This is a genomic window from Stenotrophomonas sp. YJH_SMC_53 (assembly GCF_059369995.1).
The window spans coordinates 85,193-112,127 of sequence record NZ_JCAFTF010000009.1; the positions used below are offsets into that span (position 1 = coordinate 85,193).

Consider the following 26,935-nt stretch of genomic DNA (forward strand, 5'->3'; position numbering starts at 1 on the left):
TTTGTAGAGCCGAGCCATGCTCGGCTGCTCCACATCAGAACCGGTAATTGATCCGCCCGTACCAGAACGCCCCGATCCGGCTCAGCACGTCGCCCGAATCCCACGTCGTCTCGATGCTCGCCACATCGGTGGCACTGCGCGCGTACGCCGGCACCTTGCGCGTGCGCTTGTCGAACACGTTGTTGATGCCCAGCGCCGCACTCCAGCCCGCACCCAGTTCCACCGCACCGGAGAGATTGGTCAACAGCACCGGCGGCTGCTTGTACTCCACGCCGTTGTTCAGGCGCTTGATCGGGCCGTAGTAGGTGAAGTCGACATTCGAGCGCCAGCGCCCGTTCTGCCAGCCCAAGCCCGCCACCTGGGTGTAGCTGGGCGTGCGGAAGCGCAGCGCGTACTCGCTGGACTTGGTCAACAGGTTGATGTTGGGCAGCCCCTGCAGCGCCGGCGGAATATCACTGATCTTCCGGATCGTGGTGCGGCCGACGTTGGCCGCGTAGCTCCAGCGCAGCTTGCCCCACGCGGTTTCCTGGTTCGCTTCCAGGGTCAGCTCGACGCCACGGGTACGGGTATTGCCCACGTTGGTGAAGTAGCTGGCATAGAACGCATCACCCGGCAGGATGCTGATGCCGGCCGACCCCAGCAGTGCATCGATGGTGTTCTTCTGCGCTGCGCTCAGCACCGTGCCGCTGTTGTCGGTGATGCGCGTCGGATCCTGTGCGTTGTAGCCGATCTGGCTGGACTGCCCGAGCTGGCCACGGATATCGATCTGGTACGCATCCACGGCCAGGTGGAAGGCCGGGCTCGGATCCCAGGTCACGCCGAGGCTGTAGTTGGTCGCCTTCTCCGGCTTCAGCGGTGTGGCACCCAGTGCGACCGCCGCCGGCGAAGACACCTGCGCCACCAGCGTGGTACCGCACGGGCAGCTGCCGGTGGCCTGGTAGAACTGCGCGCCCAGGCTGGGCGCATGGAAGCCGTTGCTGACCGTAGCGCGCACACCCAGCGCATCGGTGAAATCGAAGCGGGTGGTCAGGCGGCCGGTCGAGACACTGCCGAAGTCGGAATGGTCTTCCCAGCGCGCGGCCGCATCCAGATACCAGCGTGAGGTGATGTTGGCGGCCGCACCCACGTACACCGCCTTGCTGTTGCGGGTGGCCTTCACCGCGTCCGCAGTGGAATAGCCGACGAACGCTGCAGCACCAAAGCCGGTGTACGACTCCCACTGCCCCGCCCCGCGCTCGTACTGTTCATGCTGGTACTCGGCACCTGCGCTCACTTCCAGCGGCGAAGCGAATGCCACCACCTCGAAGCCACGGCGCAGGTCGAGGTTGGCGATGCCCTGCTGGTAATCCAGCTTGCCATCATAGAAATCAGTGGGCGAACCGGGGTACGGCAGCGAGTAGTTCACCGAGTTGCGGGTATAGGTGCGTACCGTGCTGCGGTTGCCGGTCAGGCTGGCGTCGTAATCCCAGCCCGCGATCTGGCCTTTCACACCTGCGGTGCCGGTGTACTGCTTCTCCTTGGTTTCCAGCACCGGCAGGAAGCCATCGGGAAACACGCTCAGCACACCCGGCGCCTTGTAGGTGGTGAAGATGGTCGCCGGCAGGCGGAAATTCTGGATCGCCTGCGCGGTTCGATCACTGGCGGTGGCATTGGCGTAGAACTGGGCGCTCTCGCCCAGACCATGGCCCACGTTCACCGCAAACGCCTTCAGCGCATACGATGGCGAACTGAGGATGGTGTTGGCCTCGGCATCGCGGTTGGCCTCGGCCGGGTTCGGCGATGCGCCGGCCGGCAACCGGTTGTTCGGTCGCAGCGCGACCAGATTGCCGTTGGCATCCACCACCGGATAGCTCAGGTAGCCATCGATGTAACGGCGGGTACGGATCGCGTGGTGCTGCCGCGTGGTCTCGCCCGACAGGTTGACGAAGCCATCGGCGCCCCACGGCAGGCCCACGTTGGCACGCACGCTGGTGCGCGAGCCATCGCCATCAATGCTCTGCCCGCTTTCCACGGCGAGCTCGCCACCGTGCGCCTGCGATTTCAGGATCACGTTGACCACGCCGGTGATCGCGTCCGAACCATAGATGGCCGACGCGCCATCACGCAGCACTTCCACGTGGTCGATCGCCGAGACTGGAATCAACGCCAGGTCTGCCCAGGCATGGCCGGGGAAACCGCCGCCGTTGGCCCCGCTCACATAGGCACTGGCATTGCGGCGCTTGCCGTTCACCAGCACCAGCGTGTAGCCCGGCGAGAGATTGCGCAGCTGGTAGCCACGGATCAGGCTCTCCTGGTCGCTCTGGTAGCCACCGATCTGGCTGAGCGACGGCAGCGCGCGTTGCAGTGCTTCCAGCAGGTTGGCCTGGCCGGTGGCGGTGAGGTCTTCGGCCGAGATCACATCGATCGGCGTGGAGCTGTTCTTCACCGTACGCGTGCTGGTGCGCGAACCGGTCACCACCACCGCATCCAGCGTGGACGCTGCCACGTTGGCCGTCGCAGCGGTGGCAGCAGGATCTGCATCGGCGTCAGCCGCATGGCCAGGCGATGCAGCCAGAACGCTGGCGATCAGGACGGCGAGAGTGTTCAGCACAGGGGCATGGGCGGCAGGCATGGGGACTCGTGGGAGTGGGCCGGAAACACGCTTCCATTCAAGGGCCTGTTCACCCACCGCGACAGGCGCGATCGCGTCACCCAGCCGTAACATCCGGCCACCCACATGACCGCTGGTAATGAGGTTAGGCGGCATTGCCGGTGCACTGCTGTCTGTAGAGCCGAGCCCACGCTCGGCTGCTCTACGCGACGGCGTCAGATGCATCCCCCTGCCGGTACTGAGCCGAGCGTGGGCTCGGCTCTACAAGAGGGGAGCGACCGCTCCATATGCCTGGCAGGCATCACCTCATGCCCGCGCACCACGCAGCCCCACGCATCTCCACCCGTAGCATCAAGCCATGCCCAGCCCACCCGCCGATCCCACCGCGCCGCTCGTCACCATCGTCGCCTGCCACGGCCAGGGGCTGTTCGAGTTCGGTTGTGCGGTTGGCCTGTTCGCACCGGTGCGGCCAGAACTGGGCGTGGCCTGGTACCGCACCCAGCTGTGCGCGGGTGAACCCGGTGCACTGCGCATGCTCGGCAATGTGCAGGTGCAGCTGCCCTACGATCTCCGCACTGTTGATGACGCCGACATCATCGTCATTCCCGGATGGCGCGAACCCAGCGAACGCCCGCCGCAGGCACTGCTCGATGCACTCATCCGCGCCCACGCCCGTGGCGCACGCATCGCTTCGATCTGCTCTGGCGCCTTCGTGCTGGCCTGGGCCGGGCTGCTCGATGGCCGCCCGGCCACCACCCACTGGCGCCTCACCGAAGCGCTGGCACGCGACTTTCCGCGCATCGATGTGCGCGAAGACGTGCTGTACGTCGATACCGGCAACGTCATCACCTCGGCCGGCTCGGCCACCGGCATGGACATGATGCTGCACATGGTGCGCAAGGATTACGGCGCGCGCGTGGCCAATCTGGTGGCCGAACGGCTGGTGCTGGCGCCATGGCGTGATGCCGAACGCAGCCAGCGTGTCAGCCGGGCCATTCCCAATGGCGAGCCCTCGCGTCTGGCAAAACTGATGGAATGGATACGCCGCAACCTGCGCGAGCCGCACTCGCTGGGCAGTCTTGCCGAGCAGGCCGCGCTCAGCCAGCGCACGCTGCAGCGGCAGTTCCTGGAAGCCACCGGCCTGTCACCCATCGACTGGCTGATCCGCGAGCGCGTGGCATTCGCCCGCGAGCTGCTGGAAACCACCGACCGGCCGCTGCAGTGGATTGCCGAGCAGGCCGGCTTTGGTTCGCAGGAGTCGTTCCGCCGGCACTTCCGCGGCCAGGTGGACGCCAGTCCTGCCGAGTACCGCAACCAGCACCGCAGCGGTCTCGGTGCCGACCGCCTGGTGGGCTGTTGACCCGGTGCGCTGTGCCAGGCGTGGCGTGAGCAAAGCCTCACGACGGTGCGGGCTTGCGTGCGTATAGTGACGTGCGTCACAAGAAGCCCCTTCCATGCTCCATGCATTTGCTTACTCCAGCCGCATGTCGGCTGGGCTGTCCAATCAAGCCCTCCGCCAGATCATCTCGCAATCTGCCGCGTTCAATCGCCGGGTGGACATTACCGGTGCGCTGATCGTCGACGGGCAGCGGTTTTTCCAATACATCGAAGGCCCGCCCGACGGCCTGGCGGCGGTCAGGCGCCGCATCCAGGACAGCCGTTCGCACGCCGCCATCGCCCCCGTGCTGGACATGGCAATCGGCGCACGCGCCGTACCCTACTGGGCGATGACCTGCATCGAGACCGGACAGATCGTGGTATCCGGCTTGGTGAATGCGCGCTGGGACGAGTTCGGCCACGCCATCCCGGGCATGGACCAGCTCGTCGGCCTGCTGCGTCCGCACTTTCCGCGCATCTGCCCGCTCAGTGCCCACCATGCGTCCGTCGGATCCAGCTGAACCGCCGCCTTGCGCGCGTACTCCCACGCGGCCGCGTGCTCCCTGCACACGTCATCATTCAAGCCGCGTTACCCATCGTTCCTGCCAGATCCACAGCATGCCTGTACCCGCTCAACCTTCAACGGAAACACGTGCCTCGCCCGCCGAGTTGTTCGAGGTCGTCGTCCTGCGTGCAGGCACGGCCCTGTTCGCGATCGACGTACAGGTAGCCGTGGAAATACGCGGCCCCGAGACCTTCGGCCCTGCAGACCCGCATGGCAGGCGGAACCTGGAGGTACGAGGGCAGCCATTGCCGGTGGCCGACCTGCGCAGGCTCAGCGGGCAACCGGCATTCGATGGCAGCAGCCCAGCCATGCTGCTGATCACCGCCGGCACTGCAACCCTGGCGCTGGCGGTAGATGAAGTGCTGGAGATCGAAACACCGGACGCATCTCCAGACGCAGCCTCGCCGGCCCAGGGTCGACCGTTCAACTTCTGCATCCGGCACGTTCGGGTGGATGCCACACGTTCGGCTGCGCTGATCGAACCCCAGTCGCTGCTGGCTGCGCTCGCGGTGCGGGACTGAGGCGCCTCTGCTCAAGGGCGCCTGCTGCGAACCGTTTGAAACCGCATGCGCCAGCACTGCGCGGCAAAGCCGATCACAAACACCACCGCCAATCCCAGCAACGTGTGCAGCACCACCGGTGCCATCGGCGCAGCCGCAATGGGATGGTTCACCGGCAACCGTGTCAGCGTTTCATTCACGCCTGGCACCAGCGACAGCAGGAAGCTGAAAGACAGCGCAAATGTCGACACGTAGCGCGCTGCTCGACCCAGCCAGCGCAGCCGGGTGGCCAGCACGCCGCCGAACGCCACCAGCAGCACGATCACGCCGAACGCATGGCCTGGATTGAGCCCACCCGTGCTGGAGACGGTCAATGACGTAGCGACCGACAGCACCAATCCCAAAAGGTACAGCTTGCCCGAGCGTATGGCGGGGTCGATGGCACGATGGCAAATGAAGGCATACAGGCCGGTGATAACCGGTACCAGGCTGACGGCCGTGTGGATCAAGCCCAACGTGGACAGAGAGTGCGACATGGAACATCTCCAGGGATTGATTGAACCTACTAGTAGGTAGGTTATTGATTCAAAAAAGAAGGCCTACGTTGCCGCAGGCCCACCACACATCCATCAGGCAGCCGCGCTCACCCGCGCGATGGCCAGCCGTGCCAGCGCAGCAAACGTCGCCGCGTCACCGAAGCCGCGCGCCGCAAGCATCGCGCCATGCACCGATGACATGAACGCCCTGGCCTCATCGGCCGCCGAGCCCTGCAATTGCAGTTGGCCCATGGCAGCGCCCTTTTCCAGCGTGAGCGCCAACCAGCCGCTCAAGTCCTCGAAATGCCCGCGTACTTCATCGGCAACCTCCGCTGGGATCATCGGTGCCTCGGCCGCCAGCATCGCGCAGATGCAGAACGAGGACGTGCCACCGGCGATACAGCTCGACCAGTAGTCCACATAAGCGTTGAGCTCCTGCAGCGGGTCGCCCAGCTGCCGGTCCAGGAGCGCCAGGCCTTCGCGCGCCTCGGCCCGGTACAGCTCAACCACCGTGCGCACCAGGTCTGCCTTGCTGGGGAAGTGGTGATGGATGCTGGCCTTGCTGATGTTCACCCGCGCCGACACGTCGGCGTAGCTGAAGCCGTTGTAGCCACCGGCCTCCAGCAGCGAACGGGCGTGGGCCAGGATCTCCTGGGCCTTGGGCGAGAGCGGCTCTTTCATTTCGTCAACCTACTAGTAGGTTGACTCGCTGTCAACTACCGCTGCTGGACTCGCCGGGCTTGGCCCGGCGCTCCCCGGTCAGTCCTCCTGCACCAGCTTGAACTCGCGCAGCAGTCCACCGATCTGGGTCTTGTCCAGCTTGTTCATCAGCAGGGTGCGCAGGAACGCCGGCCCGGGGATGTCCAGTTCCTTGCCATCACGCAGGCGCCCGGTTGCAGCCAGCAGCGAGCGCACGTCGTAGGTGGAATTGAACACCTCCGGCACGCCACGTTCGATATCCAGCAGCGTGTACACCGCTTCCATCGGCGTGCGCACCGAGTACTCGGTGGTGAAGATGCAGTCGCGCTGCTTCGATTCGGCGAACTGGCCGATGAACGCGAAGTTCACCGCACCGTCCGGCACCACATCGGGGCGGTCACCGGCCTGGCGCGGCATGAAGAACGCGGTGATGTAGGGCATCATCACCGGCACCGTCTTCGCACCGGTTGCGGCCAGCTCGTCTATCTCCTCCACCGGCACGCCCAGGTGGTACAGCCACTCGCGAGTGATCTCCTCGCCGGTGCAGTCCTGCATCGGCTTTTTCACATAGTCGCCGGGCGTATCCACGAACAGCGAATACACCCAGACCACGATCTGATCCTTGGGCTGGTTCTTGAAATGCGGCTGGCGGTTCACCGTCCAGCTCATCAGCCAGCGCGAGTCGCGCACGCTGACGATGCCGCCGGTCACCACCCTGCCACTGAACGGGTCGCGCTTGGCGATCTTCTGGATGTAAGCCGGGATGCGCGCATCCAGCGTGGTCACCGTCGCCGATTCCCACTTGGTTTCCGGTATATGCGCGCCGAACACATCCGGGCGGCCAAAGGCCTCGTCCTTGGCGGCGATGCGGCGCCACAGGTCCCAGGCCGGCGCAGGGCCTTCGTTCAAGCGTGCCGCCGTGTGGTGATCGCCGTTATCCGAGTTCTCGGTCAACGAACCGATGGTCATGAACAGCAGATCGTCCGCGCCCAGATCCACTCCACCGGCCACGCCGTCACGCGTCCAGTGGATGTGGGTCGCCTGCTTGCGCCCCGGCTGCAGATCGAAGTCGACGTCGGTCACCTCGGTGCCGTACTGGAACACCACGCCCTGGTCCTGCAACCACGTCACCAGCGGCAGCACCAGCGATTCGTACTGGTTGTACTTGGTGAACTTCAACGCCGAGAAGTCCGGCAGGCCGCCGATGTGGTGGATGAAGCGATGCAGGTACAGCTTCATCTCCAGCGCCGAATGCCACTCCTCGAACGCGAACATGGTGCGCCAGTACAGCCAGAAGTTGCTGTCCAGGAAATCACGGCCCAGCACTTCGTTGATGCGCTTGTTCTCCATTTCCTGCCGGGTGGCCAGGAACAGCGCGATGATGTCCTTCTGCGCCTGCTCGGTCAGCGTGAACAGGCCGTCGGTATGCGCGTCCTCGCCGCGATTGATGGTGGCGCGCTGCAACGAATAGTTCGGGTCGTCCTTGTTCAACCAGTAGAACTCGTCCAGCACGCTGGCGTCCTCGATCTCCAGCGAGGGGATCGAGCGGAACAGATCCCACAGGCACTCGAAATGGTTCTCCATTTCTCGGCCACCACGGATCACGAAACCTTTTTCCGGCACCTTCAGGCCATCCAGCGCGCCGCCGGGAATCTGCTGCTGCTCAAGGATGGTGATGCGCTCGCCGGCCATCCGCCCATCGCGCACCAGGAACGCGGCACCGGCCAGCGAGGCCAGGCCCGAACCGACGAACCATGCGCGCTTGTCATCGACACCCGCGGGCTTGCGCGGGCGCGCGAAGGCTTCGTAGTTGCCACTGCTGTAGTACATGCGCTGCTCCTTCCTGGAGGGGTGGCCCTACTCTAGCGCCGAACCGATGTACCGTTTCCTGCACGCAGGCTGCGACGCAATGACGCAGCCACGTCAGAGTTTTCGCCCCAGCAGCATGCCCGGCCAACCGTCCACGATGAACGGTGCGATGCGCGTGTAGCCGCAGGATTCATAGAAGCGCACCAGATCGCCGCTGCCTCCGCCGTAGCAATCCACGCGAAGCTGATCGAGGCCGGCTGCGCTCGCCTGCTCATCGGCAAACGCCATCAGGCGGCGGCCAATGCCACGCACGCGCGCATCACGCGAGGCTACCAATACCCGCACGTACAGCTCTGGCCCATCGGGCGCCGGCACATAGGGCATCGATTCGCCCAGCGCCAGGAACGCGCGAACCTCACCCTGCTGGTTCTGCGCCACCCACGCGCCCGGCAGCGCGCAGGCATCGGTCACCTGGGTGATCCGGCGCGGCATGGTCGACCACGGCTCGCTGCCCCATTGCTGCTCATTGCCGATCGACACGAACCATTCGATCACCTGGTCGAAGAGACTCAACACTGCGGGGGCATCGGCCACGCTGGCGCGGCGGAGGGTCAAGGTGTCCTTTCCGGTTTCAGTCATGCGTTCCACTCCTGTCATACCACGCGCCCAACCTTCGTCAGCCAGGGAGCGTCGGCAGGTTCCACCAGTCTAGCGTCCCCCCAACACGGCCACCTGTACCGGACTGAAGCAGTCGGAAGTCCACGTGACTTCCAGCGCTGTTCACTCCGAAGACCGGCGCTGAACCTGCGGCGAACCACCCGCCAAGGACGCCCCATGAACCGCTCCCCGCTTTTCGTGATCGCGCTCGCCCTCTCGGCCTCATGCATCCTCCTCGCCACGCCACTGCGAGCGGCCGACCTCCCCCCCGGCCCCAGGTCATCGGCCGCGTGGGTCGAACGCAGCAATCAGTACGCACAGATCCTGCTCGACGCGCAGGCGCCGTTCGGTCCCGAGGACATGTCGTTCATGGGCATCCCCGGCTACGACCTTCTCATCACCGATCTGCAGCCGGACTTCCCCGCACGCTTCCGCGCCGCCAGTGCGAGGGCCCGCGACCAGCTGAAAGCACAGCGGGCCCGCGAGCAGGACCCGAACGTCCGTCAGGACCTGGACATCATGATCCGCGCCGCCGATGAGGCCATCGGCAGCAGCCAGCTCAACGAGCAGCTGTCATTGCCGTGGCGTGATGCGCCGCAGATCATCTTCAATGGCCTGCGCACCCTGCTCTCCGAACAAGCCACGCCCGAACGCCGCGCACTGGCAGTGCAACGCCTGCAGCGCTACGTAGGGCAGGACGGCGCAACGCCCCCGTTCACCGAACTGGCCAAGGCCCGCTATGCCGAGCGCGCAACTGATCGCGCCTTGCTTCGCCCATCCAAGGCAGAGGTCGAGCAGGCCCTTGGCAACATCGACACCTACATCACCGGTATCCGGGCCCTGTTCGTCCGTTACCCGCAGCCTGGCGCCGAGGCCAGCCTGGCGTTGATGGAAACGCAGCTGAAGGACTACGGGCAATGGGTGCGCACGACGGTGCTGTCCGATGCACGCGTGGATACCCGGCTGCCGCCAGCGCTGTATGCCAACCAGCTCCGGCAGATCGGCATCGACATCGATCCGCAGCTGCTGGTGCAGCGCGCGCAGGTGGAGTTCATGGAAACACGCGCAGCCATGCAACAGCTCGCGCGCAGGGTGGTCGAGGAACATGGATTGCAGGTCTCCGATCCGCACGATCACGTCGCAGTAGTCCGCGCCCTGAAAACGAATGGCATCCCCAACGAGCAGCTGGTCGCGCGCTATCAGCAGGCCGTCGAAGCCATCGAACCCATCATCCGCACCCAGCGCATCGTCGACCTGCCGCGCCGGCCGATGATCATCCGCCTGGGCACGCCGGCCGAATCAGCCGTGGTGCAGGCCCCGCATCTGCTGCCAGCCCCTCTGGTCGGCAATACCGGGCAACAGGGCCAGTTCGTCCTGCCCGTTACACTGGCCACAGCCGATGGCAACACCCTGCACTACGACGACTTCAACTTCGATGCCGCCCGCTGGACGATGTCCGCCCACGAGGGGCGGCCGGGCCACGAACTGCAGTTCACCGCGATGATCGAGCGCGGCGTTTCGCTGGCGCGCACCCTGTTCGCGTTCAACTCCGTCAACATCGAAGGATGGGCGCTGTATACCGAAGCGGAGATGGTTCCGTACGAGCCCCTCGACGGCCAGTTCATCGCGCTGCAGTTCCGCCTGATGCGCGCGGCACGGGCCATGCTCGATCCGATGATCAACCTGGGCCAGATCGACCGTACCGCCGCAGCACGCATCCTGCGCGACGACGTCGGCCTGTCCGAAGCGATGACCCGACAGGAGCTGGATCGCTACACCTTCAATGCGCCGGGCCAGGCCGGCGCCTACTTCTACGGCTATAGCCGCATCCTCGAGCTGCGCATGGAAACCGAGATCGCGCTGGGTAGCCGGTTCGACCGCCTTGCATTCAACAACTTCCTCATCGACCAGGGCCTGTTGCCGCCAGACCTGTTGGCCAAGGCGGTACGCGAGCAGTTTGTACCGGCGCAGCGATAGCCCGGCCTGGCCTCGTTCAAGTGCCGGGAAACCGGATTTGACATGCAGGCATTTGCCTGCATATAGTCCACTCAAGGGCGGCGCCTGCCAGCCCATCGCGAGGAACCTGCAATGGTGGATATCGCACACAGGGTCGGCATCAAGGCCCCCGCAAGCCAGGTGTACCAGGCCCTGGCCACCCCCGAAGGCGTGGCCGGATGGTGGGCCGAAGACACCCACGGCGACCGCGAGGTTGGCGGCACGGTCAAGGCGCGTTTCACGAGCAACGGCCAGGAGATCGGTGCGATGGAAATGAAGCTGGAACAGCTCATTCCCGGCGAGCTCGTGCTCTGGCAGTTCCTCGCCGGTCCTGCCGAATGGATCGGTACCCACGTGCGCTTCGCGCTGAAGCAGGAAGGCGACTACTGCATCGTCCTGTTCACTCATGAAGGCTGGAAGGAGCGTGTCGAGTTCACCTCCCACTGCAGTACCAAGTGGGCGGTGTTCCTGATGAGCCTGAAAGCACTGCTGGAAACCGGCAAAGGCCAACCCAACCCCCACGACGTCAGGATCGACAACTGGAACTGAAGACTTCCCCATGGCGGTAGACCACGTGCGCGACGCAGACAGGGTGTTCAGGGCGCTGGCCGATCCCACGCGCCGCACGCTGCTGGATCTGCTCTGCGAAGACAACGGCCAGACGCTGGGCCAGCTGTGCGAGCACCTGGACATGGCCCGGCAATCGGTCACCCAGCATCTGGGCCTGCTGGAAGACGCCAACCTGATCAGCACCGTGCGCCGTGGCCGCGAGAAGCTGCACTTCATCAACCCGGTGCCGCTGCATGAAGTCTACGAGCGCTGGGTACGCAAGTTCGAGCAGCAGCGCCTGAGCCTGCTGCATGACCTGAAACGAGAGCTGGAAGGAGAATGACGATGTCCGTTGAATCGACCCGCTTCATCCACGTGATCTATATCGCCTCCACCCCACAGAAGGTGTTCGAGGCCATCACCCGCCCCGAGATCGCCAGCCGCTACTGGGGCCACGAGAACGTCTCGGACTGGAAACCCGGCTCGCGCTGGCAGCACGTGCGCGCCGACGAAACGCGCTCGGTCGAGCTGGTCGGCGAAGTGGTGGAAAGCACCCCGCCCTCGCGGCTGGTCATCACCTGGGCCGCCGCCTCGCAGGCCGACAATCCCGATGCCTACAGCCGGGTCACCTTCGAGATCGTGCCCTACCAGGACATGGTGCGGCTGACCGTCACCCACGACGAATTGGAACCCGGCAGCGGCATGGATACCGGCATCCGCCAGGGCTGGCCGATCGTGCTGTCGAGCCTGAAGTCGCTGCTGGAGACCGGCAAGGGATTGGATGTGTTTGCGAAGCCGAGCTGAGTCGTGCCGCTATCGGCGGCGGAGCGCCATCCGCCGCCTGCGCCACCATCCGCTCAATCGCTCACTGTGCGCGCGCGCCCGTATTGTCCGTGCACATCCTGCTTGATCCAATCCGCCAGCAGGCGCAGATAGCCGTCGGTGATCCGCGTCGACACGCGGTTGCCCTCGGCATCGGTGCGGAACTCGACCATGCCATGGTCGGTGTCGGGGAACAGGTAGGTCTCGATCGGCTGTCCTGACGCGCGCAGGCGCGACAGGATCGAACGCGTGGCGGCAATCGGCGCGGCGCGGTCCTGCTCGGCCAGCACCCACAGCAACGGCACCTTCAGGCGGCGCAGCGCGGCCTCGGCGTCGTAGTCCCAGATCAGCTCCAGGTTGTCGAAGCGCGCACGACCGATCCTGCGCAGGTCAGCGTCACTCATGCGCAGCATGTCGCCGCTGTATTCGCCACTGATCGTCTTTGCCCACGGCGCAGCACCCACCTGCGCACGCACCCGGGCCAGTGCTTCGTAGCCCTGGCTGAAATGCGTGCGCATCAGCTGCGCGCTCGCATCCGATAGCTGGCCGACCTGCTTCATCGCCGCTGCATCCAGCTGCATGCGGCGCGCCTCGTCGAACAACTGCTCGCGGTCCTCCTCGATCGGTGACACCACCAGCCCGAAACCGATCGCCACGAAATCCGCCTGCGAGCGCGTCGCCGCCAGCGGCGCGATCCAACCGCCCTGGCTACCACCGAAGTACCCGGCCCGACCGAAACGCCCCGCCGCCAGCTCACGTGCCTTCGCCAAGGCCGCCGCCGCATCGTCAGCCAGCAGCTCGAAGTTCTGCGTGTACTCGCCTTCCGAATCGCCGGTGCCACGCTTCTGGTAGGCAAACACCGAGATCCCCTGCGCCACCAGCATGCGTTGGTAGATCGCCGCCACCGCCATCGTGCGTTCCGAGCCGTGCACCAGCACCACCAGCGGCCGCGTCGGGTCGGCCGGGCCAGCCGGCTCGATCAACTGCCCGACCAGCCTGGTTCCCGCACTGATGAAGGTCGCATCGGTATCGCGGGTCTGCAGTCGCTGCCAGCGCTGCGCGGCTCCCGCAGACGACCTGAAGCTGACCACATCGCCGCTGCAGCTCACAGGTGTGTTGGCATCGCCTGTGGCACCACGTCGCCCGTCCAGCATCAGATAACGCTGCCCCTTGGCCGGTGCCGCAGCGGGTGCGCCCAGCACCACGATGTTGCCCTGCCCGTCACCGTAGGCGCTGGCCGTGCACAACGCAGTGGCTGCAGCGGGCAGCGCCGCAGACAGAAGTACCGCCGTCAACAACAGGTTTGTTCCCATCAGTGCCTCGGACCTCCGTCGAAGTGTGCTGCCCAGCGCCAGCAGCAGCGAGATGCAGCGTAGCGCGTCCGGTGGTTGGCGTCATCGTCCTACAGTCCGGGCGCGTTGCATATTTCGTAGGCGTCCGATGGAAGCCTCCCGGCCCTGCGGCGAGGCTGATGCCCCCTTGAACCGCATCATCGATGCCGCAACTCCCCGGACGCGCATGATCCCCTCCCGAATCACCCTGGGCCTTCTGGCCTCTCTCACCGCAGCGCCTGCGTTCGCCGCGCTTCCAAACTGCCCCTACCAGTTCTGGTCTCCGCCTTCCCTCAAGTACAAGGAAAAACTACCCAACACGCACGCTCCGGGCGACAACACCTGCAGGAACACGGAGCTTTCCATCACGGATTGGTACTGGATGGACCGGGTCGAGCTTCCCGATCGCTTCCGGAACCTCAGGATCAAGAACATGTCCGTCTACCCGTCAAGCGTGGTGGAGATCCAAGGCCCGATCTACAACGTTCCGGGCGGGCCATTGAAGCTGCCCAGCGGCGAATCCATCGAGTTCCACGCCAACGCTACTGGTAGCGAGGGCGCATGGCTTGAATGGCAATCCAGCCTCGAGCTGAGCGTGCCCAACCAGCAACGCTGGCAGATCCCGACCAGCAAGCACCTGGTCTCCTTTGTCGTACTGCGCGATGGGCAACATGCTCGCGAGCTGCTACTGCCCAACCAGGGCACGGCCTATCAAACCATCGTGATCGACAACCTAGCGACCACGCCGACAGAGGTACTGGGTGGGGGTACGGACTTCCTCGACCAGCGAATCACCGTCCACCGCAAGCAGCTGGCGCGTGCGGAGTATGATCCCGCCAGGAAGGTGTGGACGTGGGTGCACGCACCGTACTACCACAACAACGACCCTCGGACCTGGGAGCACCGCGTTTCTTCCCGCACTATCGTGGAATTCAGCGATGGCAAGTGGGCGGGACTCATCACGCTGCCCCGTACACGTTCTGATCGCGACAGGATGATCTATCGTTCAAGCGCCTCCATCGACTCCGTCATCCGCCTTGACTACGGTGCACCCCAGGTGATCCTGCGCAAGGGTGACGAACTCGAGTTCGTCTTCCTCGCCGAACTGGGACATTGGCAGCTTGTTCGCCGGAGTGGGAAGGAGGTGAAGTTCCATGAGCTGCGCAATGGAAAGCTCGAGGAGAAGACCTCGTTTGTCCGCGTGGTGGTCGGCTCTCCCAATACGTCTTACCGGACGCTGACCCTGCCCAAGCCGGAGACCGAACGGCGCGTGCTTGTGGAGAACACGGCGCTGTGGCAGATCGATGTCGCCCACGGCACGCTGCGCGAAACGGTACGGCCACGCGAACAGGTTGCGTTCCGGGTCAATGACAAGGGCGTTTGGGAGCGTGAAACAACCACCATCGATCTACTGTTCATTGTCGACCAGCAGGTGGAAGCCGTTGGTGGGATGGGCGGCGCATTGAAGCTCATGGAGGAGAACCTCAAGCTGACCAATGAGGCCCTTGAAAACTCGGGCGCCACCTTCCGCTATCGCCAGGCCTACACGTTGGCGGACGATTTCACCTTCCCGGGCGTGGAGTCATTCGATATCGCCTACCGCCTGGCGCACGACCCCGACGTGACGGCCATCCGCAAGCTGATCAGGGCCGACGGCGTCTACTACGGCGGCACGCTCAACACCAACAAGCGGCTGCCGTGCGGCAACGCATACGCAGCCCCCTCTCAGGGCATCTACTCGATTGCCACATCGCTGCTGTGCCCCACCACCACGCTGCGCCAGCAGGTCGCCTACGGCCTGGGCATGCCCAAGGCGCAGCCGCGCCAGCCGGTACCCGTCATTGGCTACGGCAATGAATTGCCGTACTACCCGACCCCGAACAGAGTGCTGCCCGACGGCTACCGCATGTTCAACCCTGGGCAGGAAGGCTATGTGGACAGGATGAACGAACGCGCCGAACTGGTCGCAGGATTCTCCGACCTGCTGTAAGTACCCCTGCCGCCCGGGTTCGCCCGGGCGGCAGCCTCCAAGGCCGGCGCACCGCTGCATACGCCAGATGAGCAGGAACGACGCGTGAACCCGGTTCCGACCGCGCTCCGACGCCGCCCGCCACAGCATCGCCCACAGGCTCCCCAGGCGACGTTCGATGCGTGCTTCAGACGCAGATTCCCTGCACAGCAAGGTGGCGGCGGTCACCCTCGGCTTCTGGGTGATGAAGATCGCCGCCACCACCCTCGGCGAGACCGCCGGCGACCTGCTGTCGATGACGCTCAACCTGGGCTATACAGCCAGCTCGGCCATCCTGCTGACGGTCTTCGCCGGCCTGCTTACCCTGCAATTGTCGGCACGGCGCTTCCACCCGGTGCTGTTCTGGTCGGTGGTGCTGGCCACCAGCACCGCTGGCACCACCCTGTCGGACCTGATCGACCGCACGCTCGGCCTGGGCTACGCCACCGGCGCCAGCCTGCTGGCCGGTTGCCTGGCGCTGGTGTTGCTGGCCTGGCGCATGTCGGAGAAGTCGATCTCGGTCAGCAATATCGCATCGCGCCGCGCCGAAGGCTTCTACTGGACCGCCGTGCTGTTCTCCAACACGCTGGGCACCGCGCTGGGGGATTTCCTCGCCGACGATTCCGGGCTGGGCTTCACCGGCGGCGCACTGCTGATCGGCAGCCTCATCGCGCTCACCGCACTGGCCAGCCGCATCAAGGGCATCAACCGGGTCATCCTGTTCTGGATCGCCTTCGTGCTCACCCGCCCGTTCGGCGCCACCTTCGGCGATCTGCTCACCAAGCCGCTGGAAAAGGGCGGCCTGGGCTTCGGCACGGTAGGCTCGTCGCTGGTGCTGTTCACCATCCTGTTAACGCTGGTGACGCTGCGGCGCACCCAACCGGCCAGCTAACGCGCGGTCCAGCCCCCATCCACCGGCAGCGCCGTGCCGGTGATCTGGGCAGCGGCATCCGAGGCCAGGAACACCACCATCTCGCCCAGCTGCTCGGGCGTCACGAACTGCAACGAAGGCTGCTTTTCGGCCAGTAGCGCGCGGGCGGCCGATTCCTGATCCGTGCCGTCCTTCTCCGCCAACGCGGTGATCTGCTGCTCGACCAGCGCGGTCCGCACCCAGCCCGGGCAGATGGCATTGGCGGTGATGCCAGTGCCCGCATTCTCCAGCGCGGTCACCTTGGTGAAGCCCACCACGCCATGCTTGGCCGCCACATAGGCCGACTTGTTCACCGAGCCCACCAACCCGTGCACCGACGCGATGTTGATGATGCGGCCAGCGCCCTGCTGCTTCATGTGCGGCAAGGCCGCCGCCGTGGCATGGAACACCGCCGACAGGTTCAGCGCCAGGATCGCATCCCACTTCTCGACCGGGAATTCCTCGATCGACGCGGTGTGCTGGATGCCCGCGTTGTTCACCAGGATGTCGATGCGCCCCATCTTCGCAACGGCGTGGTCGATCATGCCTCGCACTGCCTCGCCACGGGAAAGATCGGCGCCGTCATGTGCCACGCGCACCCCAAACTCGGCTTCCAGCCCGGTACGGATGCGCTCGATTTCCGCCGCGTCGCCGAAGCCATTCAGCACGATGTCGGCGCCCTTCCGCGCCAGCGCCGTGGCAATGCCGAGACCGATACCGCTGGTGGAGCCGGTGACCACCGCAACCTTTCCAGAGAACATGGGCGAGCTTCCATTGGGCGTAGGTCGCCAGTGTAGCGTTACCGGCCTCCGCACCCTCCTCCTACGTGCCCACGTCCAACGCCCCGTCAATCCAGACCGAAGTGGCTGAAGCCGCGCCGGTTGCTGCTCACCTCCACGAAGCCGAAGCAACACCATCGCCAATCCAACTTGAGCCAGACGTTCCAGCCCCCCTCGCAGCAGCCGAGCCCGCTGTGCCCCCGCTGATAACAGACGTCGCGCCCAAGGTTCCGGAGCATGAGGCTCCTTACACGCCACCACCCATGGAAGCGGAGGCAGCACCACCCTCAAGCGCAACGGCCCAGTGCGAACTCGAAGCGCCGCCCGCATCCCTGCTGCCTACCGAGCCCGAGCATCCCGATCATGCGCTCTACCAACAGGTGCGCGAAGGCGTAGCGGCGCTGGACGCCAAACACGGTCGCACCTTCGACGAAGCCAGCGAACGCATGACCGCCAGCCTGCTGGTGGTGGCCAAGGACAACGACCTGGACCGCGTCGACCACGTACTGCTGAGCAACGCCACGGCAGACAAACCGGCCGGTCACACCCTGTTCGTGGTGCAGGGCGAGCCCAGCGACCCGGCACACCAGCGCGCAGCAATGCCGACCGAACTGGCTGCGCAGACCACGGTGGAAGAATCCATGCAGCAGTTCGACGCCGTCAGCCGCGAAGCGCAGCAGCGCGCCATCGCCAACCAGCTTGAGCAGCAACTGGAAGATCAGCGCGTGCAGCAGGATATCCAGATCCGCGCCGCCAGCATGGGCTGATGGATTCCCGCAACACGCGAGGCACGGTTCAGCTTCAACAGAATCGAACGTTGCAGAATTTAGACCGTTTCAATCAATCATCGAGCTGGCCGACCTCAAAATGAGGTGTCGTTTCTCTTCACCATCCGCCCTAACATCACATCTTCTTCGAAGACGACTCGTTTCATTCGAAAAACTAGAAACAACACTCATGACCGATCTACCCGCCGAATCAATTTCCAGCGCCCCGCCTTCCCCGACTTCATTGCGAGCATCCCACCTTGCCAAGCTTCTTCCACCCCTGGCCGGCGGTGCAGTAGCCGTTGCAACCATTGTTGGCTTTGCGCTGCACTTTGCGGGTGAAGTTGCCTACTCTACTTACCTCACCCACATGGGAATACAGCCTTCCTCATTTTCCCAAGCGGCAGACTGGAAGATCATCCACGGTCTTTTTGTGGTCCTCGACCAAAGCACATGGTTCGTGGAACATACGCCACTGAAACGCATCGCGGTGGCGCTGATGATCGCAACGTTCCCACTTGTTATCGCCGGAGCATCCGCAAAGCAGAATCCCCGCCCAAGGCATTGGCTGATGCAAATTCCCTACTGGGTCCGCCAACCGTTCGTCGTCTACTTCTTCTTGGTGGCCATCCTCGCCAGCGGCGTGGCTTTTGGTTCACTGATCCTGCTCGGCAGCACGATTCCAGGTGTTGTGGGCGAGCGATTCGGCGCTTCGGAGGCGGCCAAACACGCCGAGCGCCTAGAACGTGGCGAATTCAAAGCCATTTCAGAGCTATGGAAGGACGACCAGCGACAGATGCGAGGCGAGATCATTGTTACGAGTGCAGATCTCATCGCCCTCTACGACATGGACAGCAAGGTCATGCGCACGATTTCCAGGGACAGCATTGAGATTCGCGCGCTGCTTGGACTGGCCGCAGACGCGGGTGCTGGCTCAACGCTTGGGTCGCAGTAATGGGACAAGCAATGCCTGACGGTGAAGCGGACTTGCGTTTGACGGCGAAGACTACTCCGACATGGCTCTACGCCTCGGCTTTCTGGGAGGCTGACGATGATGGAACTACAAGGGCTTCTTTTGAAGGTCATTGTTCGTTCTGCGTAAGCAGAATCCAAGAGTGATCGAACCGCGATAGCAAGCGGACAACACCATCGGCTGGCCACTGGCAGCAATAGAAGCCTTGAGGCGAACGTACCCGGCAACGGCGGAGCTACTGTGATGCTCCCTGGCCCGAGAGATTCAGCCCCGCCGAAGCCCGGAGGGCACTTCATCTACTTCGCATTTTGCAGGGCACCCTGGCTTCCGTACCCAGCCAGAGCTGCGCCCGCGATCTACAAAATTCCAGCCGCCTTGGCATCGGCGGTTTGTTGCGACAGAACATCAACTGCAGCGCGCATAGCCTCCTCCAACGATCTGCGGCGAGCCATCGCGGCCTGTCGCATCTGCAGAATGGCCAATCGGCCAGCCACCAGATCAGACTCGATTTGAGCCCGCCGTCCTTGAATGGTTCGATCGAGATCTGCGACCTGCCGGGGATCGATCGCCGAGTTCGGGTCAAAACGGAATCGCGCCTCTATGTCCTGCCGCCACTTCATCAAGCGATCCGTCAACGCGGGCCCAAACCCCGGAACGTTTAGGACTGCATGACGACTGACATCCGCTGCCGTTTCGATGCCGAAGGACTCCAGCATGGCCTTCTTGGTTGCGCCGATTCCAGGTATGGAGGCGCGCTCGATCTCGAACTTATCCAAGAACTGCTTCAGCGCGCTCTGATGGCGGTTGCTGAAAAGTGCGCGGTAACGCTTTTCTCGCTCTGCGGGCAGCCCGGCATGCTCGTCGCGCAATGGGCGAAGGTGGTTTTGCTTCGCCTGTAACTGTGTGTCGGCTTGCTCTTGAGCCCATCGCGCCGCAAGGCCGTCGTAGTGGGCCTTCGCCTTCTGGTAGCTGACAGCCAAGGGCGCCGAGTCCGGGCGTCCACGGCTGTTAACCCACGCCCCCATTGCCCACCCGATGCAAGCCCACAGAGGCGCGAGCACGGCCGAGAGCGCAATACCCAGCACCGAGATTGCCAGGCCCACAAGCCACCCCGAGGTTTGCCACAAAGCGCGACGTCGGCCCCACGCTTGCATCTGGGGAGCGGCCGGCACGATCTTCAGCTGAGGGATGGCCTGTATCGGGGGCAGCGTCGCCGTCATGATATCTCGCCAAACAGCTTCAAGGTCGAACGGACCAGAAGCGAGCTTGGGAATAACTACTGCAGCACCACCAAATAGCGCAATACCGGCGCGCTCAATCGGACACCAAGGGCACTCGGCCAGCCCATTGAAATGGAAATGGGAAGGCCTCGAAGTACACCTTTTGAAGTTCTGCTCTAGCTTGGTCAGGGCTTGAACCCAATCTTCTGCCTTGGGACGCCCGTTCGGTCTAGCCCCCTCAGTGCCGAACGCTTTTTCCCACAGGTCTGCAACCCAAGGCGACGCCGCAGCTGGATGAGCGCTCAGCGGCGGCGGGCTCATTCGGGCCCGTGCAGTGTCTTTGCCGTAAGCGTAGCGGAACTCCGGGATTGCCTTTTCGATTGGCATGTCTCCCGGGCCACTGTAGCGTCCGGCAAACGGGTGACGACCGTTCATGAGCATCTGGAAAATCAGGACGGCCAATCCGAAGTTGTCATGATTGGCCGTTCGCGCAACTTGCTTGAACGCCTTCCCGTGGAGCTCAGGGGGAGTGAAATCCTGGACACCAACCTCGCAAAGGAAAGTCCGCCCTTGATGCGTGATCTGGAAGCTGTCGGTATCGATCAGCTTCACCGTCGCATCAGGCGACACCCGTACGCCACCATGGTTGACGTCCCCAACCAAGTGGCCGGCCTGGTGAAGAACGGAAAACGCCCTAGCCGTGTTCAGCGCTGCGCGGACCACCAGCCGCCAGTCGGCTTGCGGGAAGTCCGCCAACCGGCTCTTGGGACTGTAGAGCTTATGGATGTCCTTAGATGCGCGAAGGTTGGCCATGACAAAGCCGCAGACCTTGCCGTCGGATTGTCGCAGCACATCGGTGGGCCAGGCCGTGAGTTGATCCAGTGCTGTGGTCCGGAGAGCGGCCATGGCCAGCAGTTTGTCCGCTCTCTCACCGCTGATCGCCGTCGAATAGATCTTGGCGGCCGAATCGGGCTTGCCTTCGACCTCGAAGACTGTTCCTTCACCGCCTTTGCCCAGCTGCTTTCCTAGGCGGACCGGTCCGGATTTGCCAACCAGAACAGGCAGAGCCACTTAGGCCTCCTCTGGTGACGCCGATGCCTCAGGCACCTTCCCCAGCCGACTGGCAAGCAGGAGCGTCTTGTCGTCGTCCGTCCGGTCGCAGATCAGGGGAGAATCGAGGTATGCCTCCAGCTTGGAAGACAACTCTTCGCTGTAACCCAGACTTGTTAGCGCTCGCACCGGTGAGAATATCTTGTCGAAAAAAGGCGAATGCACGCTTTGCGTGGCTTGATGAAGCACTAGCGCTTCAATGCCGTCAGTGAACACAGCGACCTCATCGACGGGGCCTGCACTACAAGAAAACTCGGCGTTCAAGACGGCCACTGGATCCGTGACAAAGACTGTGGTGTTGATGTATTCCCCGTGTTGGGGCCAGAACACGTAGGCCCAATCGTCGCCACGGGGGCGGATAACAATGGCGCCGTCGCCCACTTGGAAGAAACAAGCATGGGTTGGGGACACGATAGCGGCCACCACGGTGCACGCATACTCCCTGACCTCCAGCCCATCGGAAGCTGCCCTGTGGGCAATGCGGGCAGCTACGCCGGTAAGCCAGTTCAGTGCGACGTCCCGGGTGACCTGTTCAATGCCTTGGCCGTCGTCAAAATGATTGCGTACGCAATCCCGAATCTCCGCCGTCGCCAGCTTCGCTCCTGTCGCCGATCGCGAAGCGCTGCCGGCACCGTCCGACGCCACCAGGAGCACGGCACCGTGCTCTTGGAAGACCTCCTGCTCACAGGCATCCTGACAATCCGTCCCAGACTTGATGTGGGACGTTCCAATCGAGGACGCTGCGGCGACGCGCCAGTCCAGCAACTCCATTACACGCTGGCCCAGCCATCTGGCGCCGTGGGGTTTACCAAAGTCACATTGTCACCTGGGGTCGAATGGGAAACCGCGCCCATGGAGTTAGAGAGCCACTTGAACAACTCCCTGAACTGAAGGCCCTTGAGGTTGAGCGGCGCACGCGTGGAGATCTGGCTGAGGATATCCATGTCCGCGCCTTTCACGCCAACTGCGAAGAACTGGAAGTTCTTCGTCGCCTCCCCCTCTCGAACCAAAGCAGCTGCGCGCTGCCAGGAGTCGGTCGGCGCTCCATCGGTGATCAGAAACACCCAAGGCCGATAGTAGGAGACACCATTGGCTTTGTAGACTTCTTTGCGCTGCCGAACCATCTCCAGCCCCTGCTCGATCGCCGCGCCCATCGGGGTGTCCCCCGTGCATGACAGGACCGGCGGATAGAAGCTATCAGCCGTAACGAAGTCTGTGACCGTTTGAACGGGCCCGAACGTGACGATGGCCACCTCAACCCGCTTAGCTGCGAGCGAGTCGGAGTTCAGCTCTTCCTGAAACTGCAGCAGTCCGGCGTTGAGCTCCTCAATCGGCTTGCCTCCCATCGACCCAGAGGTATCCAACAGAAGCAAACAAGCACAGCGGTTTTCCGGGTTCTCGGCAAAATCGCTGGCCCCGAAAGGCACTTGATCAAAATCATTCATGACGCTGGATTTCCCTGTCCACTAACTGGAAGTGCCATCATAGCTCCGCCGTCCAACCCAATCTATGATGGGCCATGGTCACGCACTCCTCCCCCGCTTCACTACCAGTTTGGGCGCCGCGAGGATTCGCGGATTGGGCCCCTTTGGCCGTTTCTGCCGCCGTGATCCTGATTTTGGTGACCTCTTTGCTCGCGCGCACCGCAAGTGATGCAAAGTCCATGCCAAATTATGCGATCCGGAAAGAAAGTGCAGTAGCAGCATCGGCACCGCCGACATTGAATGGGGCAACACCTGCTGTCTCGACGGTTCGGGTGGGCACCCTGCGCTTGGTGCCCACCGTTCAACTGCCGTCGGCGAAGCAGCCGACTCAAGCAGACACGCAGTGCCCTCGCCCCGTATTGGGCTCGCTCTCGCCTCAAGCCAATGCAGCGAACGCAGCGGGCTGGCATGTCAGCGCGGACGAGACGGTCAACGGCTTTCAGTTTGTCATGGTAGACGCAGGCGCCGAGAAGGGGCCAACCGGTTGCGCGGCCATCGGAGCCAGCGCACTGGTGTTCAATGCCCACGGCCTGATTGCCATCGCCTACGATCGAAACACTAAGCCATCTTCGAGGCTGGGTTCGCTTACCGTCAACCAATCAAGTTCTGTGCGTCTCGGGTCGCTCAGAGGGCCTCTCGCCGCAATCATGGTCAGCGATCAGGAGATCGGCCTTAAGCCTCTGGCAACGAGCAGGCAGCGCAGATCATCGAAATGATATCCGGCCTAGATTGGTCAGTTGATCGGCAAAGGCGATCCCGTGACCCGGAAGACTCAGTATGTGCCTTCTTCTCGTTGGTGACGCCGAGCCTCCAAATCCCGGGAGAGCAGTGCGGAGATGTCTTGGTTCAGCGCCGCCTAAGCCAGCTCGCTGAGGGCCTAGTCCATTTGCTGTCCAAGAGACTGCACCGATATCGCCTTGGTCCGACCATGAAGAATTCTTACAGGGACAAAGAGCTAGTCGCCTTTCACGTAAGCACGCGCGAAGGGATCTGAACTTGTTCATTTTTGGCAAACTGCACTTGGTGGACGATCACATCCAGCCACCCGGCCCGCCATCCCGATCACGCCATCTATCAGCAGGTGCGCGCTATCGCCAACGAACTTGAGTAGTATCTCGAAGATCAACGCGTTCAACAGGATATTCAGATCTGTGCAGCCACCATGGGCTGAGTGGGCGGCAACCCGCCCTCCCATCCCCTCTGTTTACCAATCAGCGCGGCTGCTATCGCCGCAGAATCAAAAGAACAGACCGGCTCGATCAACGGTCGCCAGCGGATTGACCTTCCGCACCGCCTCCAGGAACAGTAGGAAATCGCGGTTGAACAGCGTCAGGTTGTTGGTGAACGTCACGCAATTTCTGCCCGACGCTTTGCTGAAGCACACCTGCCAGACATAGCGCCCGTAGATCCTGTCGGACGTTCGTGTGACTGAGGTGATCTGCGAGAGCGGAACCGCCGTGGGCACTGGCCCACTCCGCAGGTAGAAGGACGCCGCATCAAAGAAGTAGTGCTCCCGACCTTCTTTCCCATCCACCATCACCAAGGTCATGGACCTGCCGGAAATCCGGCGCGGAGCATGCAAACGCAGCCCCGTCTCTACGGACGAGCGAGCAGTTGCTGCCATTCGCCGCAGGGTGAACCATAGGATCACCAACGGAAGTGCCGCGAGGACAATGAAACCTACGGTCTTCAAAACAGTTTCCAGCGTGCTGGGCACACAGATCTCCAGGATGAACGTTCAGGCACTTGCAAGGCCCGACTAGATCCACGCCACGCGTGGATGTCTGGCTTCAACGCCCCATCACTTCCAATGATCCGGCCCCAGGAACGGCAGGCTCAACACAAACACCGGCACCGCCACAGGGATCAACGCCGCGCCGAGCACCTTGCCCGCCGCCGAACCCACACCCGGCTTGTCCTCCCTCTCCGGCAGGATCCGCTGCGCCCGCGCATTGATCGGCTGTGCCAGCTTCCCCTTCTCTGCCAGTGCCGCAGCATCGGGTAACTTCACCCGCTCGCCGTCGCCCTCGAACAGCGCGCTGTAATAGCTGCCGCCCTTCCTTGAAAGATTGCAGGCGCGGTCAAACGCCAGCGCGTAACGGGTCCGGTCCATCGGCAGGTAGTAGCGCGCCCGCTCCTCCACGGCCTTGGCCTCACGCGGGGGGACCTCAATCCGCTCCAGCTTGAACTGCGCGGCCTGTTCCGCCGTCACCTGCTCCGGCCGCAGCAGCAGCGCATAGCTGCCGTGCACCTTGGCCTTGTTGGCCGGGTCGCGCCAATCCTCATGGAAGTACATCTGCGCGCAGGCCACCGCCTCGCGCAGCGGGCTGTCCATCAGCGCCCGGTACTCGCGGAACGGCGCGGCATTGAAGCGCATCGGCTCGTCATAGCGCGGCAACAGGTACAGCTTGCCGTCGTCGGCCACGAACGCACTGGTGATCTCGCGACTTGAGGCGTGCTCCTCCGGGCCACTGGCACAGCCGGACAGCAAGCCAAGGCACAGGGCGGAGAGGATGAAGAAGGACGTTCGCATATCGTGTTCGAGGGCTTCCCTGAGAAAACGGCCCCTCCCGAAGGGACGAGGCAAGCCCGTCATGGTGCCATGCCGGCCTTGCCATGCCCAATCAGTGCGACTCCACCACACCCACAACGCGGTCGAACCTGCAGTTGCGCAGATCCTCACGACTCAACCAGAACGTGGCCTGGCCACAGTCACCAAAGACCAGATCAATCGCCGGGTCACACGCCAACTGCAGCAGGCAGACCGCGTCGCCCTCGCCTTCCACGTCGGGCACGATGCCGTGCAAGCGCGGTACGTGCCCCAGCATCTGGTGCACGCGCGCCTCGGCGCAGCGCTTGCGGCCATCAGGCAACGTGCCCAGGCTTTCATCAAACGGCAGATGTTCGTCCTGCAATTGGCGGTACATCAGTGCAGGAATACGTGCGGCCGCAACGGGTGACCCTGCCGCGTAGGCAACCGCCGCCAGCAGTCCCTTGGTGAACGCCCGGCCCATGCCCAGGTCGGTCAGCGTCATACGCTCGAAGTCGTCGCTGATCTGTCCGATAATCCACTCACGGAATGCCTCCCGCGTTGCATCATCCGGGGCTTCATCCAGACCAATGGCGGCGGCGCGCTTCACCCATGCGCGTACATCGGCGTAATCAATACCCCCGCGCTTGCCTGCACGCCGTTCATTACCGATCACCCGTGAAAGGCGGTCAATGATGATTCCTACCTGGGGAAAATCGGTCTGGTAACGCAACCATTGCACCGGAAAGGTCCACGCAGGTGACTGCGGGCGCTCCCATTCCGTGGCGGCGTCCGCGCGCGGAAACAGACCCGTGGCTGCCACCACCGCACCCAGCCGCATTTCGTGCAGTCGCGAGGGGTAGATCTCGTAGTACGGCCGATCCTCCTCACCCGGCGGCAGCTCCAGCTCGTCCGGCCAGGTATCCATGTGCCGCGCCACCAAGGGCCATTGAACATGCACGCATGGGCCATCTTCGTCAGGCAGCAGCCATGCAGGATTGCGGTGCGCATGGTCCGAAGGACCTTCATCCAGAATCGGGCGCACGCCGACCGGCAGCGCACGCACGTGCTGATCGACCGCGACCTCGGATGCGTACAGCACTCGCACACGTTGCTGCGGTTCGTCCGTGTCCCATATCTGCTCTTCGTCGTTCATGGCGAAGAAGAACAGCATGCCTTGCGAGGGCATATCGGGATCCACGCCTGGCAGCTCGGCGCAATCGATCTGCGCCAGGAAGTGCATCGGCGCCGCTTTGCCGTAACTCTCGCCAACCGGCCAATCCATCCCATCGGGCAATTGCGGCAGACCGCCTAGACGGCTGCGAACCCTGGGGAATGCCGCCGGCGGGTAGAAACGCTGCAGCACCAGGGCCGGGGTGCGGTGCTTGGCGAAGAAGGCCTCAAGCACGGCTTCAGCATGGTGGTCGCGCTGGTCGGCGTGGTACATTGAATCGGCCTGAGCATCCATTTCGATGACCTCCTTTTGAGTCTGGATCGAGCACCACAGGTATATCACCACCCGGTCTGCCAGTACCGCCCGGTGATGATCCACTCACCAGCGCGCCAGACTGCGTGTTGGTTGGCGAAATGAGCCAGCGGCTGCGGGCCGTGCGTCTTGGCCAAGGGCCAGGTCAGCCACCCGGCAGGCCTTTGAAGAAGCGCCGCGACATAAGCCGCATTTCCAGCATGCCGATTGCGGCATCCGTGGGTCGCCGCCCCCTTCA

25 protein-coding genes are annotated in these 26,935 nt (G+C 63.5%); 12 read left to right on the top strand and 13 right to left on the bottom strand.

All coding sequences use genetic code 11. The features are described from left to right. Positions 1-34: 34 nt before the first annotated feature. Entirely contained in the window at positions 35-2,611 is a 2,577-nt protein-coding gene (locus AC5P7X_RS15205; protein ID WP_329842559.1) for a TonB-dependent receptor plug domain-containing protein, read from the bottom strand. 337 nt (positions 2,612-2,948) lie between these two features. Here AC5P7X_RS15205 and ftrA point away from each other — a divergent pair, with 337 nt between their 5' ends. The 3 genes from ftrA (at position 2,949) to AC5P7X_RS15220 (ending at position 5,053) form a co-directional block, all read left to right on the top strand. Next, entirely contained in the window at positions 2,949-3,950 is a 1,002-nt protein-coding gene (gene ftrA / locus AC5P7X_RS15210) for a transcriptional regulator FtrA (protein ID WP_329842558.1), read from the top strand. Positions 3,951-4,044: 94 nt separating this feature from the next. Beyond that, positions 4,045-4,488, top strand: coding sequence for a BLUF domain-containing protein (locus AC5P7X_RS15215; RefSeq protein WP_329842557.1), 444 nt, complete (start codon positions 4,045-4,047; stop codon positions 4,486-4,488). A gap of 97 nt (positions 4,489-4,585) precedes the next feature. After that, positions 4,586-5,053 (top strand): chemotaxis protein CheW, encoded by a 468-nt coding sequence (locus tag AC5P7X_RS15220; protein ID WP_329842556.1) that lies wholly within the window; start codon positions 4,586-4,588, stop codon positions 5,051-5,053. An 11-nt stretch (positions 5,054-5,064) separates the two neighbouring features. Here the strand turns inward: AC5P7X_RS15220 and AC5P7X_RS15225 are convergent, their stop codons facing one another. From AC5P7X_RS15225 to AC5P7X_RS15240, 4 genes are all read right to left on the bottom strand, one after another. Further along, positions 5,065-5,568: a hypothetical protein gene (locus tag AC5P7X_RS15225; protein ID WP_329842555.1), complete on the bottom strand. Its 504-nt coding sequence runs from the start codon at positions 5,566-5,568 to the stop codon at positions 5,065-5,067. 93 nt (positions 5,569-5,661) lie between these two features. After that, positions 5,662-6,249, bottom strand: coding sequence for a TetR/AcrR family transcriptional regulator (locus tag AC5P7X_RS15230; protein WP_329842554.1), 588 nt, complete (start codon positions 6,247-6,249; stop codon positions 5,662-5,664). Positions 6,250-6,327: 78 nt separating this feature from the next. Continuing rightward, positions 6,328-8,097 carry an oleate hydratase gene (locus AC5P7X_RS15235; protein ID WP_495215099.1) on the bottom strand — a complete coding sequence of 590 codons (1,770 nt, stop codon included), beginning with the start codon at positions 8,095-8,097 and terminating at the stop codon, positions 6,328-6,330. A gap of 93 nt (positions 8,098-8,190) precedes the next feature. Beyond that, a complete protein-coding gene (locus AC5P7X_RS15240; RefSeq protein ID WP_329842552.1) occupies positions 8,191-8,715 on the bottom strand; it encodes a GNAT family N-acetyltransferase in 525 nt (174 codons plus the stop codon). Positions 8,716-8,910: 195 nt separating this feature from the next. Between AC5P7X_RS15240 and AC5P7X_RS15245 the strand changes: the two genes are divergently transcribed. The 4 genes from AC5P7X_RS15245 to AC5P7X_RS15260 all read left to right on the top strand — a co-directional run bounded on the left by AC5P7X_RS15245 (position 8,911) and on the right by AC5P7X_RS15260 (position 12,081). Continuing rightward, the gene (locus tag AC5P7X_RS15245; RefSeq protein ID WP_329842551.1) at positions 8,911-10,710 is read left to right on the top strand and encodes a DUF885 domain-containing protein; all 1,800 of its coding nucleotides are present in this window, start codon (positions 8,911-8,913) and stop codon (positions 10,708-10,710) included. Positions 10,711-10,821: 111 nt separating this feature from the next. Then, positions 10,822-11,277 (top strand): SRPBCC family protein, encoded by a 456-nt coding sequence (locus AC5P7X_RS15250; protein WP_206620106.1) that lies wholly within the window; start codon positions 10,822-10,824, stop codon positions 11,275-11,277. Between the two features lie 10 nt (positions 11,278-11,287). Next, the gene (locus tag AC5P7X_RS15255) at positions 11,288-11,620 is read left to right on the top strand and encodes an ArsR/SmtB family transcription factor (RefSeq protein ID WP_053498398.1); all 333 of its coding nucleotides are present in this window, start codon (positions 11,288-11,290) and stop codon (positions 11,618-11,620) included. Between the two features lie 2 nt (positions 11,621-11,622). After that, positions 11,623-12,081, top strand: coding sequence for an SRPBCC family protein (locus AC5P7X_RS15260; RefSeq protein ID WP_164229516.1), 459 nt, complete (start codon positions 11,623-11,625; stop codon positions 12,079-12,081). 53 nt (positions 12,082-12,134) lie between these two features. Here AC5P7X_RS15260 and AC5P7X_RS15265 read toward each other — a convergent pair whose 3' ends face one another. Then, entirely contained in the window at positions 12,135-13,394 is a 1,260-nt protein-coding gene (locus tag AC5P7X_RS15265) for an alpha/beta hydrolase family protein (protein ID WP_329842548.1), read from the bottom strand. Positions 13,395-13,578: 184 nt separating this feature from the next. Here AC5P7X_RS15265 and AC5P7X_RS15270 point away from each other — a divergent pair, with 184 nt between their 5' ends. Next, positions 13,579-15,420 carry a hypothetical protein gene (locus tag AC5P7X_RS15270; RefSeq protein WP_141750784.1) on the top strand — a complete coding sequence of 614 codons (1,842 nt, stop codon included), beginning with the start codon at positions 13,579-13,581 and terminating at the stop codon, positions 15,418-15,420. A gap of 157 nt (positions 15,421-15,577) precedes the next feature. Continuing rightward, complete coding sequence (locus AC5P7X_RS15275; RefSeq protein WP_329842547.1) at positions 15,578-16,330, top strand: COG4705 family protein; 753 nt, start codon at positions 15,578-15,580, stop codon at positions 16,328-16,330. On the opposite strand, the gene AC5P7X_RS15280 is transcribed toward AC5P7X_RS15275, so the two are convergent. Then, complete coding sequence (locus AC5P7X_RS15280; RefSeq protein ID WP_329842546.1) at positions 16,327-17,109, bottom strand: 3-hydroxybutyrate dehydrogenase; 783 nt, start codon at positions 17,107-17,109, stop codon at positions 16,327-16,329. The two genes, AC5P7X_RS15275 and AC5P7X_RS15280, sit on opposite strands and share 4 nt — an antisense overlap. Before the next feature lie 281 nt (positions 17,110-17,390). Between AC5P7X_RS15280 and AC5P7X_RS15285 the strand changes: the two genes are divergently transcribed. Further along, positions 17,391-17,894, top strand: a complete 504-nt coding sequence (locus AC5P7X_RS15285; RefSeq protein WP_329842545.1) for an XVIPCD domain-containing protein — start codon at positions 17,391-17,393, stop codon at positions 17,892-17,894. A 190-nt stretch (positions 17,895-18,084) separates the two neighbouring features. Next, positions 18,085-18,849: a hypothetical protein gene (locus tag AC5P7X_RS15290; protein WP_329842544.1), complete on the top strand. Its 765-nt coding sequence runs from the start codon at positions 18,085-18,087 to the stop codon at positions 18,847-18,849. Positions 18,850-19,223: 374 nt separating this feature from the next. Here the strand turns inward: AC5P7X_RS15290 and AC5P7X_RS15295 are convergent, their stop codons facing one another. From AC5P7X_RS15295 to AC5P7X_RS15305, 3 genes are read right to left on the bottom strand one after another with little or no spacing between them, the layout of a single operon-like run. Next, a complete protein-coding gene (locus AC5P7X_RS15295; protein ID WP_329842543.1) occupies positions 19,224-21,158 on the bottom strand; it encodes a helix-hairpin-helix domain-containing protein in 1,935 nt (644 codons plus the stop codon). After that, a complete protein-coding gene (locus AC5P7X_RS15300) occupies positions 21,159-21,968 on the bottom strand; it encodes a PP2C family serine/threonine-protein phosphatase (protein ID WP_180882508.1) in 810 nt (269 codons plus the stop codon). Further along, positions 21,968-22,642 carry a vWA domain-containing protein gene (locus AC5P7X_RS15305; protein ID WP_262089698.1) on the bottom strand — a complete coding sequence of 225 codons (675 nt, stop codon included), beginning with the start codon at positions 22,640-22,642 and terminating at the stop codon, positions 21,968-21,970. Before AC5P7X_RS15305 ends, AC5P7X_RS15300 begins: the two co-directional genes overlap by 1 nt. 143 nt (positions 22,643-22,785) lie before the next feature. Here AC5P7X_RS15305 and AC5P7X_RS15310 point away from each other — a divergent pair, with 143 nt between their 5' ends. Further along, a complete protein-coding gene (locus AC5P7X_RS15310; RefSeq protein WP_180882506.1) occupies positions 22,786-23,397 on the top strand; it encodes a hypothetical protein in 612 nt (203 codons plus the stop codon). 521 nt (positions 23,398-23,918) lie between these two features. On the opposite strand, the gene AC5P7X_RS15315 is transcribed toward AC5P7X_RS15310, so the two are convergent. The 3 genes from AC5P7X_RS15315 to AC5P7X_RS15325 all read right to left on the bottom strand — a co-directional run bounded on the left by AC5P7X_RS15315 (position 23,919) and on the right by AC5P7X_RS15325 (position 26,679). Next, entirely contained in the window at positions 23,919-24,398 is a 480-nt protein-coding gene (locus AC5P7X_RS15315) for a hypothetical protein (protein ID WP_329842539.1), read from the bottom strand. An 84-nt stretch (positions 24,399-24,482) separates the two neighbouring features. Continuing rightward, positions 24,483-25,214: a hypothetical protein gene (locus AC5P7X_RS15320; RefSeq protein ID WP_495215102.1), complete on the bottom strand. Its 732-nt coding sequence runs from the start codon at positions 25,212-25,214 to the stop codon at positions 24,483-24,485. A gap of 91 nt (positions 25,215-25,305) precedes the next feature. Further along, positions 25,306-26,679: a YwqG family protein gene (locus AC5P7X_RS15325; protein ID WP_495215103.1), complete on the bottom strand. Its 1,374-nt coding sequence runs from the start codon at positions 26,677-26,679 to the stop codon at positions 25,306-25,308. Between the last annotated feature and the right edge of the window lie 256 nt (positions 26,680-26,935).